Annotated in this window: 14 protein-coding genes; 5 read left to right on the top strand and 9 right to left on the bottom strand. The window is 71.3% G+C overall.

The features are described 5' to 3' along the window. Positions 1–88: 88 nt before the first annotated feature. Positions 89–949, top strand: coding sequence for a TIGR03619 family F420-dependent LLM class oxidoreductase (locus tag AB0F15_RS30150; protein WP_360277489.1), 861 nt, complete (start codon positions 89–91; stop codon positions 947–949). Positions 950–998: 49 nt separating this feature from the next. On the opposite strand, the gene AB0F15_RS30145 is transcribed toward AB0F15_RS30150, so the two are convergent. Further along, positions 999–2,384, bottom strand: a complete 1,386-nt coding sequence (locus AB0F15_RS30145) for a sugar porter family MFS transporter (protein WP_360277486.1) — start codon at positions 2,382–2,384, stop codon at positions 999–1,001. A 433-nt stretch (positions 2,385–2,817) separates the two neighbouring features. Between AB0F15_RS30145 and AB0F15_RS30140 the strand changes: the two genes are divergently transcribed. Continuing rightward, positions 2,818–5,520, top strand: coding sequence for a cellulose binding domain-containing protein (locus AB0F15_RS30140; RefSeq protein WP_360277484.1), 2,703 nt, complete (start codon positions 2,818–2,820; stop codon positions 5,518–5,520). Between the two features lie 282 nt (positions 5,521–5,802). Here the strand turns inward: AB0F15_RS30140 and AB0F15_RS30135 are convergent, their stop codons facing one another. From AB0F15_RS30135 to AB0F15_RS30115, 5 genes are read right to left on the bottom strand one after another with little or no spacing between them, the layout of a single operon-like run. Beyond that, complete coding sequence (locus tag AB0F15_RS30135; protein WP_360277481.1) at positions 5,803–6,804, bottom strand: NAD(P)-dependent alcohol dehydrogenase; 1,002 nt, start codon at positions 6,802–6,804, stop codon at positions 5,803–5,805. Then, positions 6,801–7,532: an HAD family hydrolase gene (locus tag AB0F15_RS30130; protein ID WP_360277478.1), complete on the bottom strand. Its 732-nt coding sequence runs from the start codon at positions 7,530–7,532 to the stop codon at positions 6,801–6,803. Before AB0F15_RS30130 ends, AB0F15_RS30135 begins: the two co-directional genes overlap by 4 nt. Next, entirely contained in the window at positions 7,529–8,341 is an 813-nt protein-coding gene (locus tag AB0F15_RS30125) for a carboxymuconolactone decarboxylase family protein (RefSeq protein WP_360277476.1), read from the bottom strand. Before AB0F15_RS30125 ends, AB0F15_RS30130 begins: the two co-directional genes overlap by 4 nt. Before the next feature lie 41 nt (positions 8,342–8,382). Continuing rightward, positions 8,383–9,201 (bottom strand): AfsA-related hotdog domain-containing protein, encoded by an 819-nt coding sequence (locus AB0F15_RS30120; RefSeq protein WP_360277473.1) that lies wholly within the window; start codon positions 9,199–9,201, stop codon positions 8,383–8,385. A 32-nt stretch (positions 9,202–9,233) separates the two neighbouring features. After that, positions 9,234–10,649, bottom strand: a complete 1,416-nt coding sequence (locus AB0F15_RS30115; protein WP_360277470.1) for a hypothetical protein — start codon at positions 10,647–10,649, stop codon at positions 9,234–9,236. Between the two features lie 583 nt (positions 10,650–11,232). On the opposite strand from AB0F15_RS30115, the gene AB0F15_RS30110 reads away from it, so the two are divergent. Further along, positions 11,233–12,432, top strand: coding sequence for a cellulose-binding domain-containing protein (locus tag AB0F15_RS30110; RefSeq protein WP_360277468.1), 1,200 nt, complete (start codon positions 11,233–11,235; stop codon positions 12,430–12,432). 196 nt (positions 12,433–12,628) lie between these two features. On the opposite strand, the gene AB0F15_RS30105 is transcribed toward AB0F15_RS30110, so the two are convergent. Further along, positions 12,629–13,624 carry an aldo/keto reductase gene (locus tag AB0F15_RS30105; protein ID WP_360277465.1) on the bottom strand — a complete coding sequence of 332 codons (996 nt, stop codon included), beginning with the start codon at positions 13,622–13,624 and terminating at the stop codon, positions 12,629–12,631. A 37-nt stretch (positions 13,625–13,661) separates the two neighbouring features. Beyond that, complete coding sequence (locus AB0F15_RS30100) at positions 13,662–14,855, bottom strand: AGE family epimerase/isomerase (protein WP_360277463.1); 1,194 nt, start codon at positions 14,853–14,855, stop codon at positions 13,662–13,664. 197 nt (positions 14,856–15,052) lie between these two features. On the opposite strand from AB0F15_RS30100, the gene AB0F15_RS30095 reads away from it, so the two are divergent. Then, the gene (locus AB0F15_RS30095) at positions 15,053–16,177 is read left to right on the top strand and encodes a lytic polysaccharide monooxygenase (protein WP_360277460.1); all 1,125 of its coding nucleotides are present in this window, start codon (positions 15,053–15,055) and stop codon (positions 16,175–16,177) included. A 64-nt stretch (positions 16,178–16,241) separates the two neighbouring features. On the opposite strand, the gene AB0F15_RS30090 is transcribed toward AB0F15_RS30095, so the two are convergent. Further along, a complete protein-coding gene (locus AB0F15_RS30090) occupies positions 16,242–17,192 on the bottom strand; it encodes a LacI family DNA-binding transcriptional regulator (RefSeq protein WP_360277458.1) in 951 nt (316 codons plus the stop codon). Positions 17,193–17,359: 167 nt separating this feature from the next. Here AB0F15_RS30090 and AB0F15_RS30085 point away from each other — a divergent pair, with 167 nt between their 5' ends. Further along, the gene (locus AB0F15_RS30085) at positions 17,360–18,631 is read left to right on the top strand and encodes an ABC transporter substrate-binding protein (RefSeq protein WP_360277455.1); all 1,272 of its coding nucleotides are present in this window, start codon (positions 17,360–17,362) and stop codon (positions 18,629–18,631) included. Positions 18,632–18,808: the final 177 nt, after the last annotated feature.

The following is an 18,808-nucleotide window of genomic DNA, read 5'->3' as shown; positions in this document are numbered from 1 at the left end:
CTCAAGGCTACGAACAGTGCCCGCCCGAACCCGCACCGTGACAAAGCGGCCGGTTGAAAACTGAAACACGTTCTAATAAGCTCCGCGGGTGGACTACGGAATCGTGCTGTTCACCAGCGACCGGGGGATCACCCCGGCAGCCGCGGCGCGCGCCGCGGAGGCCGCGGGCTTCTCGACCTTCTACGTCCCCGAACACACGCACATCCCGGTGAAGCGCGAGGCACCGCACCCGCGCACGGGGGACGCGTCGCTCCCCGACGACCGCTACAGCCGGACCCTCGACCCGTGGGTCGCGCTGGCGACGGCGGCCGCGGTCACCACGCGCATCCGGTTGGCCACGGCGGTGGCCCTGCCGGTCGAGAGCGACCCGATCACCCTCGCCAAGACGATCGCCAGCCTCGACCACCTGTCCGGCGGCCGCGTCACGCTCGGCACCGGCTTCGGCTGGAACGTCGACGAGCTGACCGACCACGGCGTGCCCGGGAACCGGCGCCGCACCGCGCTGCGCGAGTACCTCGAGGCGATGAGTGCACTGTGGACGGAAGAAGAAGCGGCCTACGACGGGGAGTTCGTCTCGTTCGGACCGAGCTGGGCGTGGCCGAAGCCGGTCCAGCCGCACATCCCGGTACTGCTCGGCGCGGGCCCGACGGAGAAGACGTTCCGCTGGATAGCGCGGCACGCGGACGGCTGGATCACCACGCCGGCCGACACCGACCTGGACGGGCACGTGGCCCTGCTGAAGGAAAGCTGGCTCGCCGAGGGCCGCGAAGGCGCTCCCCTGGTGTGCGCGCTCGGGGAACGACCGGACCGGGACCGCCTGGCGCACCTCGATTCCCTGGGCGTGACCGAGACGGTCTTCGGTCTGCCCGACCGGTCGCCCGAAGAGGTGGAGGCCTGGATCGGGCGACTCGCCGGGAAACTGGGCCTCGCTGCCGTCCCCGCACGCTGAACGGCGGGACACGGACGAATCCGTGCCCCGCCGCCGGCCGACCCCCGGGTCAGCTCTTGACCGCGACCCCCTGCCGCGCCCGCAGGTCCAGCTCGATCTGCTCCAGGGAACGGCCCTTGGTCTCCGGCACCAGCCACTTGGTGAGCACGAACAGCACCACGTTCACCCCGGCGAACAGGAACATCGAGCCGCCGATGCCGAGGGACTTCGGGTCGGAGATGATCGGGAAGACCGCGCTCACGATGCCCGTCGCCGCCCACAGGACCACGCTGCTGACCCCCATGCCGGTCGCCCGGTACTTCAGCGGGAACACCTCGGACATCATCACCCAGACGACCGCGCCCCAGCCGAGCTCGTAACCGACCAGGTAGAGCACCATCATCACCAGCATCAGGATGCCGCGCGTGCCGGTGTCGTGGACGTTCAGCACCACGAGCCCGGCGGCCACCAGCGTGATCACCATGATGACGTTGCCGATGAGCAGCAACGGCTTGCGGCCCCAGCGGTCCACCACGAACACCACCCACGCGGTGAACAGGAACTTCGTGACGCCCAGCAGCACACCCGACAACAGGGCCGCCTGCGTGGCGAAGCCGAGGCCGATGAGCATCGTCGGGAAGTACGCGTTGATCGCGTTGACCCCACTGAACTGCTGGCCGATCGCGAGCAGCAGCGCCACGACGATCATCGGCCGCACGAAGCCGGAGAACAGGTCGCGGATCCGCGGCTTCTCCTCGGTGTCCAGCTGGATGACCTCGTGGATGGTCGCGATCTCCTCGTCGAGGTTCACGGTGTTGCCGTGCGCGCTCGCCAGGACCTGCCGGGCCTCGTCCTCCCGGCCGTTCTTGACCAGCCACCGCGGCGTCTCGGGCAGGAACGCCAGCCCGGCGAGCAGGATCACCGCGGGCACGATGGCGCCGGCGAACATCCAGCGCCAGGCCGAGTGCGGCCCGAGCAGGTAGCTCACCAGGAAGGCGATCAGGATGCCCAGCACGATGAAGATCTGGTTGAGCGCGCCCATCGCGCCCCGCAACCGCGCCGGGGCCAGTTCGGACAGGTAGGTCGGGACGGTCGAGGACGACAGCCCGATCCCCAGCCCGATGACCAGCCGCGAAAGCACCAGCAGCAGGAACGTCGGCGAGAAGCTCGCCGCCAGCGTGCCCACGATGACGATGCCCGCGGCGACCATGATCGTGCGGCGCCGGCCGAGGGCTTCGTTGGTGCGGCTGGACAACAGCGCGCCGATGATGGCACCGACCGAGAGGCTGGCGGTGATCACGCCCTTGTCCCAGCTGGTCAGCGCCCACAGTTTCCCGATGAACGGGAGTACCCCGGAGATCACGCCGAGGTCGTAACCGAAGAGGATGCCTCCGAGCGCACCGAAGAAGTACAAGGTGGTTCGGCCGATGTGCCGCGCCGGGGCGGTCTGCGTCATTGCCGGGTCGCCTCTTTCGTAGGTCCAGTCCAGCCAGCGGCACCACACTCACACGCCGGAAAATCGCGGGCAAGACGGTCCTTGATAACGATTCAGAAACCTGATCGCCGTTCACATATGTGATACCGAATGGCGCATCCGGTTACTCCGTCCGCCCGGGTCCGCTAATCGGTACACAATGGACATCTCGCGGCCGGTACGCCGCTCCCGCTGATCCACTGTGGACGGAGGGCCGGTCGTCGCGGGCCCGCGAAATCGTCGAAGGCGTTTCGCCTGGTCCGCGTGGAAGTCACCGGACCTTTACAACGCCGGAACCGCTGGTTTACCGTCCCTCTGGAAGCGCTCCCAGAATGTGGAGGCAGACGTGCACAACGCCGTGCGAACACCCCCTTCCCCATCCCTTCCCCCGGCCAGGTCCCGCTCAGCGAGACGGTTGCTCGCCACCGCCCTCGCCGTGCTCCTGCCCGCCGCCGTCGCGGTCACCGTCGGCGCGCCGGCCTCCCCGGCGGCACCCGCGGCCACCACGTGGCGCAACGCGGAGATCGGCGGCGGCGGGTTCGTCCCCGGGATCGTCTTCAACCAGACCGAACCCGGGCTGGTCTACGCCCGCACCGACATCGGCGGCGCGTACCGGTGGAACACCGCCACCGGGCGCTGGATCCCGCTGCTGGACTCGGTCGGCTGGACCGACTGGGGTCGCAACGGTGTCGTCAGCCTGGCCACCGATCCCGTCGACCCGAACCGGGTCTACGTCGCGGCCGGGATGTACACCAACAGCTGGGACCCGAACAACGGCGCGATCCTCCGCTCCGCCGACCGCGGCGCCACCTGGCAGGCGACCCCCCTGCCGTTCAAGCTCGGCGGCAACATGCCCGGCCGCGGCATGGGCGAGCGGCTCTCGATCGACCCCAACCGCAACAGCGTCCTCTACCTCGGCGCGCCGAGCGGCAACGGGCTCTGGCGCAGCACGGACTCCGGCGTCACCTGGGCGAAGGTCACCAGCTTCCCCAACCCCGGCAACTACGCACCCGACCCGTCCGACACGACGGGCTACTCCAGCGACATCGAAGGCGTCACCTGGGTGACGTTCGACCCGACGACCGGCACCCGTGGCAGCACCACGCAGACGATCTACGCCGGTGTCGCGGACAAGGCCAACACGGTCTACCGCAGCACCGACGGCGGCGCGACCTGGGCGCGGCTGGCCGGCCAGCCCACCGGGTACCTGGCGCACAAGGGCGTCTTCGACCCGGTCGGCGGCTACCTCTACCTCGCGACCAGCGACACCGGCGGCCCCTACGACGGGGCGAAGGGCGACGTCTGGAAGTACGCCACGAAAACCGGCGTCTGGACGCGGATCAGCCCGATCCCGTCGGACAGCACCGACGACTACTTCGGCTACAGCGGCCTGACCATCGACCGGCAGCACCCGAACACGCTGATGGTCGCCACCCAGGTGTCGTGGTGGCCGGACGTGATCTTCTTCCGCAGCACCGACGGCGGCGCCACCTGGACCCGGATCTGGGACTTCTCGAGCTACCCCGACCGGTCGCTGCGCTACACGCAGGACGTCTCCTCGGTGCCGTGGCTGACCTTCGGCGTCCAAGCCGCTCCCCCGGTGCCCTCGCCCAAGCTCGGCTGGATGACCGAGTCGGTGGAGATCGACCCCTTCGACTCGAACCACCTGCTCTACGGCACGGGCGCGACCATCTACGGCACGTCCGACCTCACGAAGTGGGACAGCGGCGGGAAGATCACGATCAAGCCGGTCGTCGGCGGCCTCGAAGAGACCGCGGTGCTCGACCTGATCAGCCCGCCCTCGGGCGCTCCCCTGCTGTCCGGCCTCGGCGACATCGGCGGATTCCGGCACGACAGCCTCGACGCGGTCCCGGCCACCATGTTCACGCAGCCGGTGTTCACCACGACCACCAGCCTGGACTACGCCGAGCTGAACCCGGCGACGATCGTGCGCGCCGGCACGCTGGACCGTTCGGCCCGGCCGAACGACAACCGGATCGCCTTCTCCACCGACGGCGGGAAGAACTGGTTCCAGGGCGCGGAGCCGGGTGGCAACGCCGGCGGCGGCACGGTGGCCGCGGCCGCCGACGGCAGCCGGTTCGTCTGGAGCCCGGACGGCGCGAACGTCAGCTACTCCGTCGGCTTCGGCTCGTCGTGGACGGCGTCCGCCGGCATCCCGGCCGGCGCGGTGGTCGAGTCCGACCGCGTCGACCCGAAGCGGTTCTACGGGTTCGCCGCCGGCAAGTTCTACGTCAGCACCGACGGCGGCGCGACCTTCACCGCGACCGCGGCCGTCGGGCTGCCCACGGGCTCCGCGCACTTCAAGGCGATCCCGGGCGTGACCGGGGACATCTGGCTGGCCGGCGGGTCCGGCACCGCGTACGGCCTCTGGCACTCCACCGACTCCGGAGCCTCCTTCACGAAGCTGGCGAACGTCGCCGAAGCCGACAACATCGGGTTCGGCAAGGCCGCTCCCGGCCGGACGTATGCGGCGTTGTACACGATCGCGAAGATCGGCGGGGTGCGCGGCATCTTCCGCTCGGACGACGCGGGGGTTTCGTGGACGCGGATCAACGACGACCAGCACCAGTACGGCAACATCGGCGGGGCGCTGACCGGGGACCCGCGGGTGTACGGCCGGGTGTACGTGGGCACGAACGGCCGCGGTGTGATCGTGGGTGAGTCCGGCGGCAGCCAGCCGCCGACGACGACCACGCCCACCACCCCGACGACCACGACCACGACGCCGACGACCACGAGCAGTCCGCCGACGACCACGACGACCCCGCCCCCGTCGGGTTCGTGCACCGCGGCCTACGCGGTCACCAACCAGTGGCAGGGCGGGTTCCAGGCCTCGGTGAAGGTGGGCAACACCGGGACCGCCGCGGTGACGGGGTGGACGGTGACGTGGACGTTCGCCGACGGCCAGCGGGTGACCCAGGCCTGGAACGCGCAGGTCACGCAGAGCGGCGCGGCGGTGACGGCGGTGGACGCGGGCTGGAACCGGAGCATTCCCCCGGGCGGGAGCGCAGAGTTCGGGTTCACCGGGTCTGCGGGAACGGCGAACGGCAAGCCGGCGGCGATCTCGCTCAACGGGCGGGCCTGCACGACGTCATAAGCCGGTCTGCCGCGGCCGGGAAGGGGGTTTCAACCCACCCCCAGGCGGTTGAAACCCCCTCCCCGCGCCCCCAGTCCGGAGGCTCCGCCGGAGCAGCCGCAGCGTGCTCCGGCGATGTTCCGGTAAGCACCACTCTTCCCGTTGGCGACGACAGCCGCCATTCCTGCCCAAAGGGGACTTTTTCGCCTCGGAAAACCCGCGCTGAGCTGCCCGAACACCGTCTCGGGGTGGCGAAAATACCCATCCGGGACCGCAAAAGTTACCCGGGCCGGGTGCGGGCGCTCAGGCGCTTTCCAGCACGACCTTCCCGACGTGGGTCCGGGACTCCAGGTGCTTGAAGGCGTCGGTGACCTCGTCGAAGGCGAACCGGCGGTCGACCACCGGTTTCAGGCCGGTCCGCTCGATGGCCCGGTTCATCGCCTGGAACGTCTCGCGGGAGGCGTTGGTGAGGCCGCGCAGGGTCAGCTGCTTGACGAGCACCAGGATCGGGTCGGCGGCACCTTCGTGGGTCAGGACGCCGGCCACGCTGACGTGCCCGCCGTACCGCGCGGCGATCATCGACTGGCCGATCGTGCCACCCCCGCCCACGTCCACGACGTGGTCGACCCCGCCGCCGGTCAGCCCGGCCACGGCGGCGCCCCACTCCGGGACGGTCTCGTGGTTGACCGTCTCCGCCGCGCCGAGCGCGCGCAGCCGCTCCAGCTTCTCGTCCGAGCTCGACGTCGCGACGACGTGGGCGCCGCCGAGTGCGGCGAACTGCAGCGCGAACGTGGAGAGGCCACCGCTGCCCAGGGTGAGCACGGTCTGCCCCGGGACCAGCCCGCCTTCCTCGACGACGGCCCGCCACGCCGTCACGCCGGCGCTCGGCAACGTCGCCGCTTCGGCGTAGTCGAGGTGCGCGGGCACCGCGACCACGGCGTCTTCGGCGAAGACGGCGTACTCCGCGAGCACGCCGTCGAGCGTGCCGGCCAGGTCGTCCTCGGTCTTCTCCGGCGTGCCGGGACCGGACAGCCAGCGCGGGAAGTACGTCGCCGCGACCCGGTCCCCCGCGGCCCAGGCGCGCACTCCGGCCCCGACCGCGACGACCTCGCCCGCGCCGTCCGACAGCGGGATCACGTCCGGCTTCACCGGCTTCGGGTAGAAGCCCTTGAGGATCATCAGGTCCCGGGCGTTGACCGCCCACCCGCGCATCCGGACCAGGACCTGTCCGGGGCCGGGTTCGGGAACGTCTCGCTCGCCCAGTACGAGCTCGGCGCCGGGCCGGGGCAGGGAAAAGTACTTCACAGCGGCTCCAAGGGTGCGGAAACTCCTCGACGAGGCCAGTGTGTCGAAGTCGCGAGCTCCCCGTCGACGATCGCGAAGAGTTCCGGGGTCAGTTCGGCGAGCGAGGCGGCGAAGTGGCGGACGCCGCCGGCGGCCATGAACTCCCGCTGGCGCGCGTGGGCGGGGCTCGACGGGAACCCGACGAACCCGGCGCCGTGCGCGCGGGCGTCCTCGGCCACCCGGCTGACGTCGTCGACGAACACGATCTCGTCGAAGCCGGCCCCGAGCACGCGGCGGGCGATGTGGTCGACGCCCGGCCGGTGCTCGTTGATGCTCACGTAGGGCACCTCGGGGTCGAGCAGGTCCACGAAGCCGCCGAGGTACCGATCGAAGGTGTGCTCGCGCGTCCGCCCGCCGTAGCAGACCAGCCGCACCGGCAGCTGCGCCAGCGCCTCCAGGCACTCCCGCGCTCCCTCGGCGACGCGGATCGGGTGCTCGGCCAGGTACTCCTGCCGCGCGGCCCACAGCTGCTTCAACGTCTCTTCGGCCGGCTGGTCGAGGCCGCAGAGTGCGGTGACCTTCTCGGCGACGACGATGTCACGCAGCCCGATGACGTCCCGCTCGGCCGCGGTGTCGTACACCCCGCCGTGGTCGGTGACGAACCGCGCGATCATGGCCAGGTAGGTGTCGTCGATGAGCACGCCGTCGCAGTCGAGCGCGACCACGCGCAGCTTCTCGAGCCGGGTCACCGCTGCGCGAACACTTCCCGTGCGGCCGCGATCGCGTTGAGCGCGGCCGGGAACCCGCAGTAGAACGCCAGGTGCAGCACGGTCTCGACGACCTCGCGTTCGGTGCCGCCGACGTTGAGCAGGCCGTGGATGTGCACCTTCAGCTGCGGCAGCGCGGTGCCCAGCGCCACGCACGCGGCGATGGTGACGATCTCGCGGTGGCGCAGGCTCAGGTGCGGCCGGGTGTAGATCTCGCCGAAGGTGAATTCCACGATGTAGCCGGCCAGGTCCGGGGCGATGTCCTGCAGCGCCGCGGCGACCTTCTCGCCCGCCTCGCCGTCGACGGCCCGCATCGCGGCCAGGCCGCGCTCGTAGCGGTCCTCGATGCCCGCCCACGGCACGGCGGGGACCTCCTCGGCCGGCGGCTCATCGTCCGGCAGGCCGTCGAAGGCCGCCTTGAGCGCCGTCAGCGCGTTGAGCGTCGCCGGGAACCCGGCGAAGGAGCTGACGTGGATCACGGCCTCGATCAGCTGGCGGCGGGTGCAGCCGACGTTGAGCGCGGCCTTGGCGTGGAACTGCAGCTGCGAACCCGCGTAGCCGAGGGCGGTGAGCGCGGCGACCGTGACCAGCTGCCGCTCCGGCAGCGGCAGGCCGGGCCGGTGGTAGACGTCGCCGTAGATGAACCCGACGCACTGCTCGCCGAACTCGGCCTCCCCGATGCTCTCGAAGAGGTCCAGCACGGCCGGCCGGTCCGCTCCGCCGAGCTGCTGGATCAGTTTCAGGCCCTGGGCGAAGGACGTGGAGCGGTCCTGCTGCTGCAGGTCGGACATCGTGAAGTGGTTTCCCTTCCGGAGTGCGGGGCTGCCTCGGCTCAGCCGAGGTAGGCCCGGGTGGCCTGATCGGCCTTGCGGCGTTCGAGGGTGTCGACCCGCCCCTGCGCGATCATCGAGTATTCGATGCCGGCGGTGGCCACGGTGCGCCCTTGCTGGCGCATCGCGGTGGTGGCGCGGAACTTCAGGTTGGTTTCCCGGCGGAGATCGGATTCGACGATCAGCGACTCGACCGTGGCAGGCAGCGGGAACAGGAAGTCCTCGAAGGACAGGTCGATCCGCTTCCACACCCCGGCGTACGCGGCCGGGGTCAGTCCCGGGCGGATCGCGGTCTCGAACTGTGCGATGCAGATCTGCCGCATCGCCTCGATGATCACGATGCCCTGCACGTGCTCGCCGGTGTGGTGGTCGAGGACCAGCTCGTTGTCGCGGTGGATCCGCAGCTCGGCCCGGCAGTGCGTGAGCGCCGGGCTGTGCACGCCGGCGAGGAGGACGTTCTCCGGCCGGTCCTTGTGGACGATCCCCGGCGGTTCGGGCGGCAGCCGGAACGTGTCCGGATCCGCGAGGCGTACGGCGCCTTCGCTCTTGTCGCAGGCGGCTTCGAGCAGGTCGCCGTCGGTCGCGTCGACGCCCTGGCCGACGTGGACGACCCAGTGGCCGTCCACCGCACGGAGGCCGTCGGCGTCGAGCAAGGCCAGCAGGCCCGTCATCGTGAGCACCCGGTCCCCGCGGGCGAACTGCGCGAAGCGGTCGGCGACCACGACGACGTCCCGCCGGGTGTGCCCGGTGAACGCCCAGGCCTCGTCGCCCGGCTTTTCGAGGCACGGCTCTTCGGGGCACGAAACATCGTGCGGTGCCACTGCGGGCGCCTCCGTCCGGGTCGGGTCGGGTATCACGGCCGCGCCGAGGCGTGGGCGGCCAGGAGTGCCTCGGCGAGGTTGCGGGCCGTCGTGGCCGAGCGCCAGCGCGGCCCGGACAGCTCGGTCGCCATCAGCTTCAGCATGGCCCGCACCATGTCCGGCTGTTTGCCCACGCCCGCGTTCAGGAGCGGTTCGACCTGTGCCGCGGCCCCTTCGAGATCGTCGAGCCGCAGGTGCGCGCGGCCCGTGTCGATCCGGATCATCGGGTCCATGGCCTCCCAGCGGTCCTCCAGGGACATCTTTTCGAACGCCTCGCGGGCGGTCGTGAACTCGCGCAGCGCGGCGGAGGCCTGCCCGACCGAGAGCAGCGAGGTGCCGGCCATGTAGTGCCGGCGGTCCTTCGTGATGTTGAAGAAGCGGTCCTCGCCGCCGGCGCCGAGGTCCGGGTTCTCGACGACGGTCCAGCGCGCGATGGCGTCCAGCACCTGCCGCTCGGCCTGCACCGACGACCAGCCGCGGGCCTCGGCGAGGATCAGCGGCGCGTCCGTGAGCCGCCCGCCCACGTGGTAGCTGAGCGCGTCGGCGGCGAGCTTCGCGGACTCGATGCCGTTGCCGGCCCAGAACGCCACGCGGGCCTGGGACGTGCGCACCCAGCGCCGGGCGAGGAAGTCGTCGGCGTACTGGGTGTAGAGCCAGGCGGCGGAGTTGAGTTCGCGGGCGAGGCGGTAGCGCCCGAGGTCGCCCGCGATCCAGGCCATCATCGCGCTCGACTTCGCCCCGATCAGCAGCAGGTCCTGGGTCTGCTTCGGCCGCTGCCGGCCCTTCAGCAGGGCCGTGGTCCGTTCTTCGATCACGGCGAGCTGGGCGAGGATCGAGTCGGGGGTGGTCCGGGTGTAGGCACCGCCCAGGAAGTCGAGGTCCGACCACAGGTCGTCGAGCTGGACGTCGTCGACGTTGGTCCTGGTGAGCAGGATGGCGTCGTCGAGGGCACCGGCCCCGAACTCCCCCTCGTCCGGCCGGGCCTCGACGCGCGCGACGGCGCGGGCCGGCGGTGGCACGTGGGGCTCGGCCGCCGCGACCGCCACGGGGTCCGCCTCGGCGTGGTACTCGGCGAGGTCCTTGGCCGGGAGCTGTTCGAGGTCACGCAGGCCCAGCAGGCATTTCCAGCCGGTGCCGTAGACCTGGGCCAGCACTCGCAAGGCCGCGATGGTGGGCCGGACGCCGCGCTCGGGCCACTGCTCGTATTCCCAGATCCGGGTGCCGCGCATGCCCGCGCGGGGGTCGCCGGTGACGGCGTTGTACTGGTGCGCCGCGACGTCGAGCGAAAGCTCGGACGCCAGCCGCCACGCGGTGCGCGGGGGAATGCGGCATTCGACGATCAGGTTCTTCGCCACTTGGGCCGGGATCGCCTCTTGGGTAAACCCCAAGCCGGCCAGCCGGTCACGCAATTGTGCACGATAGGGCTTACTCCCTGGTTTGGCCTGTCGACTCATCGTTCATCCAACGATTTCCGGAGTACGGGTGCACGCGGACGACAGTACCGCAGCGTGACAGCGGCAGCCCAGGCCGTCACTGCAGGGAAAACCGTGTGATTTCCGAGAAGTTGAGGATGCAACAAGGGTTTCCGGCCGCGCCCGGTCCTCCTGCGCAGAGGAATCACCTGAGAGCGCTCCCACTATTTACCTCCGAGGCCCGCAAAGTGATCTTGTGCGGGTTTTCCGGAATCCACCCCAACGGCGGCGTCCGGCGCCGCGGGCCGGTGGCGCAGCGCAACAGTGGCATGTCCTGCCTCCCAACGGGTTCGGCCGTTCAGGAGTGTTCAGTGAACCGCGCGGGCGGCCCGGCTCCGGAAAACGGACCACCGGATCGGATCGTGTCCGGGTGGGTCTTTACAAGGGCGACACACGGGGGTTACCTTTCCCGCGGCTGGAAGCGCTCCCATGCCAGGTCGCCTCGCCAGAACGCGGCCACCACCCAGGGGCGTCGTGGTGCAGGCCACGGCGCCCCTGTCCGCGTCCCGGGAGGAAACCGATGAACAGGTTCGCCGGCGCCCTCGCCGCGCTCTGCCTCGCCGCGGCGGGCACCACCGCGGTCCTCGTGGCCGGGCCGGCCACCGCCGCACCCGCGTGCTCGGTCGCCTACCGCGTCAACCAGTGGCAGACCGGCTACACCGCGGAGATCGCGGTGACCAACGGCGCCACCGCGGCCTCGTCCTGGACGCTCACCTGGACCTACGCCGGGAACCAGTCCGTGACGTCGGCGTGGAACGCCACCGTGCGCCAGACCGGCACCGCGGTCACGGCGCAGAACCTGTCCTACAACGGCGCGCTGCCCGCCGGCGGCACGGTCTCGTTCGGCCTCCAGGGCACCTACAGCGGGACGAACGCCACCCCCACGGACTTCGCGCTGAACGGCGTCTCGTGCGGCGACCCCGCTCCCCCGACCACGACCACGCCGACCTCCCCGACCACATCGATCACGCCCTCCACCCCGACGACCCCCACCACCCCGACGACGCCGACCACGACGACGTCCGGGCCGCCGGCCGGCTGCTCGAGCGCCACGATCTGCGACGACTTCGAGCAGCAGACCGGCAGCACCCCGGGCGGCCGCTGGACCGTCGGCGCGGCCAACTGCCAGGGCACCGGCACGGTCGCCGTCGACACCTCGGTCGCGCACTCGGGTTCGCGCTCGGTCAAGGTCACCGGCCAGGGTGGCTACTGCAACCACGCGTTCCTCGGCACCAGCCTCACCGGCCTCGGCTCGGGCAAGCTCTTCGGCCGGTTCTGGGTCCGCCACACAACCCCGCTGCCCACCGGTCACGTCGCCTTCATGGCGATGCGCGACACCGCGGACGGCGGCCGCGACCTGCGGGCCGGCGGGCAGAACCGGGCGTTGCAGTGGAACCGCGAGTCCGACGACGCGACCCTGCCCGCGCAGAGCCCGGCCGGGGTCGCCCAGAGCGTCCCACTGGCCACCGGCACCTGGTCGTGCTTCGAGTTCGAGGTCGACGGCGGCGCGGGACAGCTGCGGACGTGGCTGAACTCCACCGAGGTGCCCGGGCTCGTCGTCGACGGCGTCCCGACCCCCGACATCGACCAGCAGTGGCTCGGCCGGGCCTGGCACCCGGCCCTGACCGACCTGCGGCTCGGCTGGGAGAGCTACGCCGGCGACGCCGACACGCTGTGGTTCGACGACGTGGCGCTGGGCTCGGGGAGAATCGGCTGCTGACCAGGGCGCTGACCGTGGTGGCGCCGGCCGCCGCGGCCGCGACCACCCCGCTGCGGCGGCTCGCCGACGCCCCCGGCGTCCTGATGAGCACCGGCACCCTGGCGAGCGAGTTTCCAGGGCGACACCGCCTACGGCGGCACGTTCACCGGCTCGAACCCGGCGCCGACGGCGTTCACGCTGAACGGGACCGCCTGCGTCAGCGGCTGAGGATCCGCTCGATCTCCGCCAGTTCCTCGTCGGCGAACTCGAGGTCGGCGGTGGCCGCGACGGTGTTCTCGAGCTGTGCGACGCTGCTCGCGCCGATCAGCGCGGAGGTGACGCGGCCGCGGCGGAGCACCCAGGCGATGGCCAGCTGCGCCAGCGTCTGCCCGCGCCGCTTGGCGACGTCGTTCAGCGCCCGGATGGTCGCGAGCGTCTCCCCGGTGAGCCGGTCGCTGGTGAGGAACGGGCTGGCGCCGGCCGCGCGGGAGTCGGCCGGGATGCCGTCCAGGTAGCGGTCGGTCAGCAGGCCCTGGCTCAGCGGCGAGTACGCGATCGAGCCGACGCCGTGGGCGTCCAGGGTGTCCAGCAGGCCGTCTTCGACCCAGCGGTCCAGCATCGAGTACCGCGGCTGGTGGATCAGCAGCGGCGTGCCCAGCTCCTGCAGCGCGGCGAGCGCGGCCGCGGTCTGCTCGGGCGAGTAGTTGGAGATGCCCGCGTACAGCGCCTTCCCCGAGCGGACGGCGGTGTCGAGCGCGCCCATCGTCTCCTCGATCGGCGTCTCCGGGTCCGGGCGGTGGGAGTAGAAGACGTCGAAGTGGTCCAGCCCGGTGCGGGTGAGGCTCTGGTCGAGACTGGCCAGGAGGTTCTTGCGGGAACCCCACTCGCCGTAGGGGCCGTTCCACATCAGGTAGCCCGCCTTGGACGACACCAGGATCTCGTCGCGGTACGGGCGGAAGTCGGCGGCGAAGTGCCGTCCGAAGTTCGCCTCGGCCGCGCCGGGCGGCGGGCCGTAGTTGTTGGCCAGGTCGAAGTGCGTCACCCCGAGGTCGAACGCCCGGCGCAGCACCGCGCGCTGGACGTCGAGGGCCTTGTCGTCCCCGAAGTTGTGCCACAGGCCGAGCGACACGGCGGGCAGCTTCAGCCCGCTGCGCCCGGCCCGCCGGTACGGCATGCCCGCGTACCGGTCTTCGGCCGCGACGAAAGGCGACATGGTTCTCCTTGTCGGAAGGGGGACGGCGAGCCTCAGTCTATCGGCGCCGCAGGAGCGCGCCGGCGAACGACGCCGCGGGCGGGAGTGCGGGCAGCAGCGTCGCCTGGTAGGCGTGGTAGATGTCCGGTTTACCCGCCCACACCGTCGCGGCGGGTCGGTTGTCCGGGTCGAGTTCGTGGTGCCACGAACCGAGTTCGCGGTCCACGAAGCAGGCGTCGGCGTGCTCGCACCACTCCTCGAACCGGGCGAGGTACGCCGGGTCGCCGGTTTCCTGGTGCAGCGTCCACGCGGCGGCGATCGCCTCGGTCACCACCCAGTGCAGCCGGGTGCGCACCACCGGCGTCCCGGTGAAGTCCGTGGTGTAGACGAATCCCGGCCGTCCGTCGGCAGCCCAGCCGTGCCGGACAGCGGTCCCGAACAGCGCGGCCGCGGCGGGCAGCAGCCACGGCGGCGCGCCGTCCCCGAGCGCCCGTCCGAGGTGGACGGCCAGCCGGGCCCATTCGAAGAGGTGCCCGATGGTCGCCCCGAACGGGCGGAACGGGTGGGCCGGTTCGGCGCGGTTGAACTCCAGCCGCACGTGCCAGTCCGCGTCGTAGTGCTCCGGGAGCAGCCAGCCGTGCGCGCGGGCTTCGCCGTGCACCAGGCGCTCCACTATGGACAGGGCGCGGGCCGTCCACACCGGGTCGCCGGTGACGTCCGCAGCGGCCAGGAAGGCCTCGACGGTGTGCATGTTGGCGTTGGCGCCGCGGTAGTCCTCCAGGCGCGTCCAGCCGCGGTCCCAGACGTCGGCGACGAGGCCGGGCCCCGGCTCGAGGAACCGGCGTTCGACGACTTCGAGGGCCTCGGCCAGCAGCGGTTCCGCGCCGTCGACACCCGCGGCGGCCGCGCTCGCGGCCGCCAGCACGACGAACGCGTGCTCGTAGGCCCGCTTCTCGTCCAGGGCCGTCGAGGCGTACCAGCCGCCGTGCTCCGGGTCCCGCAACGGGCCGGTCAGCGCCGCGACGCCGTGCGCGACCTGCTTCCCCACGTCGGCGCCCTGGAGCGACGCGAGCGCGAAGACGTGCGTCATCCGGCAGGTGATCCACGTCTCGACGGGCCGGTCGCGCACCGGCCGCCCGGCGTCGTCGAGCCAGGCGAACCCACCGTCCGGGTGCGCCGCGCCGGCGGCGAAACCGAGCAGCCGGGCGGGTTCGGCGCGCACCCAGGCGGGAACCGATGACGGACTGTCCACTCTCTGCCTTTCTCCACGGGCCCTTCTCCACGGGGCCCTTCCCCACGGGGCCGGCCCGTTCGGCGGGCCCACGCCAAGGTAGGCCAAGGCACCCGCCTCGGTCACCGCGGGCTGTTCCGGAAGTGACCGCCGCCGCGTATCCTGACCTTGAGAGCGCTCCCAGTCTTCGACGCACGCAACCCAATGAAGGGACTGACGTGACCAGGAGACGAAGTACCATTCTCGCCGCCGTCACCGTGCTGCTGGCGAGCCTGACCGCCATCCTCCTCAGCACCGGCACGGCCGAGGCGCACGGCGCCATGATGAAGCCGGGCAGCCGGACGTTCCTGTGCTGGCAGGACGGGCTCAGTTCGACCGGCGAGATCAAGCCCATCAACCCGGCCTGCGCGGCCGCGGTGGGTGTCAGCGGTCCCAACTCGCTGTACAACTGGTTCGCCGTGCTGCGCTCCGACGGCGCCGGGCGCACCCGCGGGTTCATCCCCGACGGGAAGCTGTGCTCCGGCGGGAACCCGAACTACGCCGGCTTCGACGGGGTCGGCGCGTGGCCGCTGACCCACCTCACCGCCGGCGCCCAGTTCGACTTCTCGTACAACGCCTGGGCCGCCCACCCGGGCTGGTTCTACACGTACGTGACCAAGGACGGCTGGAACCCGAACCAGCCGCTGACCTGGGATTCACTGGAGGACCAGCCGTTCCTGACAGTGGACCACCCGCCGGTGACCGGCCAGGTGGGCACGGTCGACGGCCAGTACAAGTGGACCGGCGCGCTGCCGTCGAACAAGTCCGGCCGGCACATCATCTACTCGGTGTGGAAGCGCTCGGACAGCGCCGAGACGTTCTACGGTTGCTCGGACGTCACCTTCGACGGCGGGCACGGCGAGGTCACCGGCGTGAAGGACCCGGGCACCCCGACCACCTCGACGACACCGACCACTCCGACGACACCGACCACCCCCACCACCCCGACGACACCCACGACCCCGACCACGCCGACGACCTCGACGACCCCCATGCCGCAGGGCTCGTGCATGGCGATGTACGAGATCACCAACACCTGGAGCGGCGGCTACCAGGCCACGGTGACGGTGATGAACCACAGCACCACGGCGTACCGGAGCTGGCAGGCGGGGTGGACACTGCCCGCGGGCCAGACGATCGCCAGCGTCTGGAACGGCACGCTGAGCCAGTCCGGCTCCGCGGTCACGGTCCGCAACGCCAACTGGAACGGCGGGATCGCCGCCGACGGCCAGACCACCTTCGGGCTGGTGGTGAACACCACGGGAGGCAACGCGGCGCCGTCGCCGACCTGTCAGGGCACCTGAAACGTCCCCAGTAGACAGTTCGTGAAGGCCGCCTCGGGGAACGTCGAGTTCCTCGAGGTGGCCTTCACGAATTCGCCGGGCCGGTGCTGCCGCGGGTGATCAGCCTCGGCCGGGAGGCGCACACGTCGTCCGCTCGTTCCCCGGCCAGCACGTCGTGCAGGACGGAGGCCGCCAGCGCGCCGAGTTCGGCCAGCGGGCGCCGGATCGCCGTGAGGGCCGGGCGGACGAGCCGGCAGAGCGGGGTGTCGTCCCACGACACGACCGAAAGGTCCCGGGGCACCGCGAGGCCGAGTTCGCGCGCGGCGGCGAGCGCGGCCACCGCGAGGTCGTCGGTGTCGCACAGGAGCGCGGTGGGCCGGGGGCGCGCGGCCAGCACCCGCCGGATCGCGTCGGCCGAGGGTTCCGGGTGGACGGTGCCCGGGTGCGGGAGGCCGGTCGTCGCCGTCGTGAAGGCCCGCTTCCGCGCCGCGGGGTCGGCGAACACAGCTGCGCCCGCGATGCGGACGACCCGCCGGTGCCCCAGCGCGGCGAGGTACTCCAGCGCCTCCAGTGCCCCGGTGACGTCGTCCACCAGCACCGACGGCACGCCCGGCACGCCGCCCGGACCGCCGAGCACCACCGCGGGCAGGCCGATCCGCACCAGCTCCGCCGCGTACCCCGGCTCGGTGAGCAGCACGCCATCGACCTTCCGTTCGGCCCGCCAGCGGCGGTAGATCGCCACCGCGGCGTCGCGGCCGGGAACGACCCGCAGCAGCAGCTCCCCCTCGAACCCGTCGAGCAGGGCGGGGACGAACACCTCCAGGGTCCGGTCGAGCACCAGCCCGGTCGCCCCGGTGCGGCCGCCGGACAAGGCCCGCGCGGTGCTGCTCGGCGCCCACCCGAGTTCCCGGGCGATCTCGGTGATCCGCTGCCGGGTGGCTTCGGAGACGCCGGGGCGGCCGTTGAGCGCGTAGGACACCGCGCCCTTGGACACGCCGGCTTCCCGCGCGATGTCGGTGATCGTCGGACGCTTCATCGCACCCCTTCTTCGCACCACAGGAACGGCCGCCCGCGTTCGGTGTCCACCCGGACACCGCCGGTCGCAGACCTTGACACCCGCCACCTCGGGAAACAAGACTCGCCGCGGGAGCGCTCCCAGCCAATGGAGGCCGGGAGTGCGTCGCGAACGGGGAGTACGCGCGCATGAAGCAAATCCGAAGACAGCTGGCCGTCGCCGCCACCGCCGTCCTGCTCATCTTCGCCGCAGGGTGCGGACCCGGTACGCCGGAGCACATCACGCTCACCATTTCGACGTTCGGGGAGTTCGGGTACGACGACCTCATCCCTGGCTACGAGTTCACCCACCCCGGGCTCACCATCCGCCAGGTCCGGACCGAGCAGGGCGGACCGTACCACCAGGATCTGCTGAGCAAGCTGCAGAAGGGCGAGGGCCTCGCCGACATCCAGGCCGTCGAGGAAGGCCACCTCGCCGACGTCCTCGCGCAGTCGGGGAAGTTCGCCGACCTGGCGAAGGTCGGTCCGTCCGACGTGAAACCCGGCCGGTGGCTGGAGTGGAAGTACGAAGCGGGCCGCAGCAAGGACGGCAAGCTCGTCGGCTACGGCACGGACATCGGCCCGCTGGCCATGTGCTACCGCAAGGACCTGCTCGAAACGGCCGACCTGCCCACCGATCCCGGCTCGGTGAAGACGATGTTCGCCACCTGGGACAGTTTCTTCAAGGCCGGCGAGAAATACGTCAAACACTCCCACGGCAAAGCCTGGTTCGATTCCTCGGCGCAGATCTTCAACGCCATGGTCAACCAGCTGCCGGTCGGCTACCTCGACCGCGAGGACCATTCGACGCTCGAGACGAACACCGCGTTGAGGGACGCCTGGGACCAGGTCACCGCCGCGGTGAAGCAGGGGCAGTCGGCCGGCCTCACCGCCTTCGCCGACGACGGCAACACCGGCCTGCGCAACGGCACCTTCGCGACGAAGGTCTGCCCGTCGTGGATGCTCGGCGTCATCGAACAGCAGGCCGGGATCGGCAACGCGGGCAAGTGGGCGCTCACCGACGCCTTCCCCGACGGCGGCGGCAACTGGGGCGGCTCCTACCTCACCGTGCCGTCCGCGAGCCCGCACCAGAAGGAGGCTGCCACGCTCGCCGCCTGGCTCACCGCGCCGGAGCAGCAGCTGCACGCCTTCCGGGTGAGCGGGAACTTCCCCAGCCAGGTCGACGCCTTCACCTCCCCCGACCTGCTCAGCGAGATGAACAGCTACTTCGGCGGCACGCTCAGCGGGCAGGTGTTCGTCGCACAGGCCCGCAAGGTCGGGAAGCCGCAGTACAAGGGGCCGGGTGACGGCAAGATCCAGGAGACGGTGATCGCCCCCGCGCTCAAGTCGGTCGAACAGGGCGCCGATCCCGCCGCCGTCTGGCAGCAGGTGCTGGTCGGGGTGCACCGGCTCGTCCCCTGACCGGACCTCCCCTCGCCGGGAGCCGGCCGGCCGGCCGAGCGCTCGGTGGTACGGGCGATCACTTCGCCGGAGAACAAGGATTCGCACGCGTTCCACACCCGGAGGGGGTTCGTCACCGAACCAGGCCGAAGGAGTTCGAGGGGTGCCGGTCCGGCCCCCGCCACGACGGCGGGGGCC

The organism is Amycolatopsis sp. NPDC026612, assembly GCF_040638285.1.
In the GTDB taxonomy this organism is placed as follows: Bacteria; Actinomycetota; Actinomycetes; order Mycobacteriales; family Pseudonocardiaceae; genus Amycolatopsis.
This window is presented reverse-complemented; position numbering and strand designations above follow the sequence as displayed.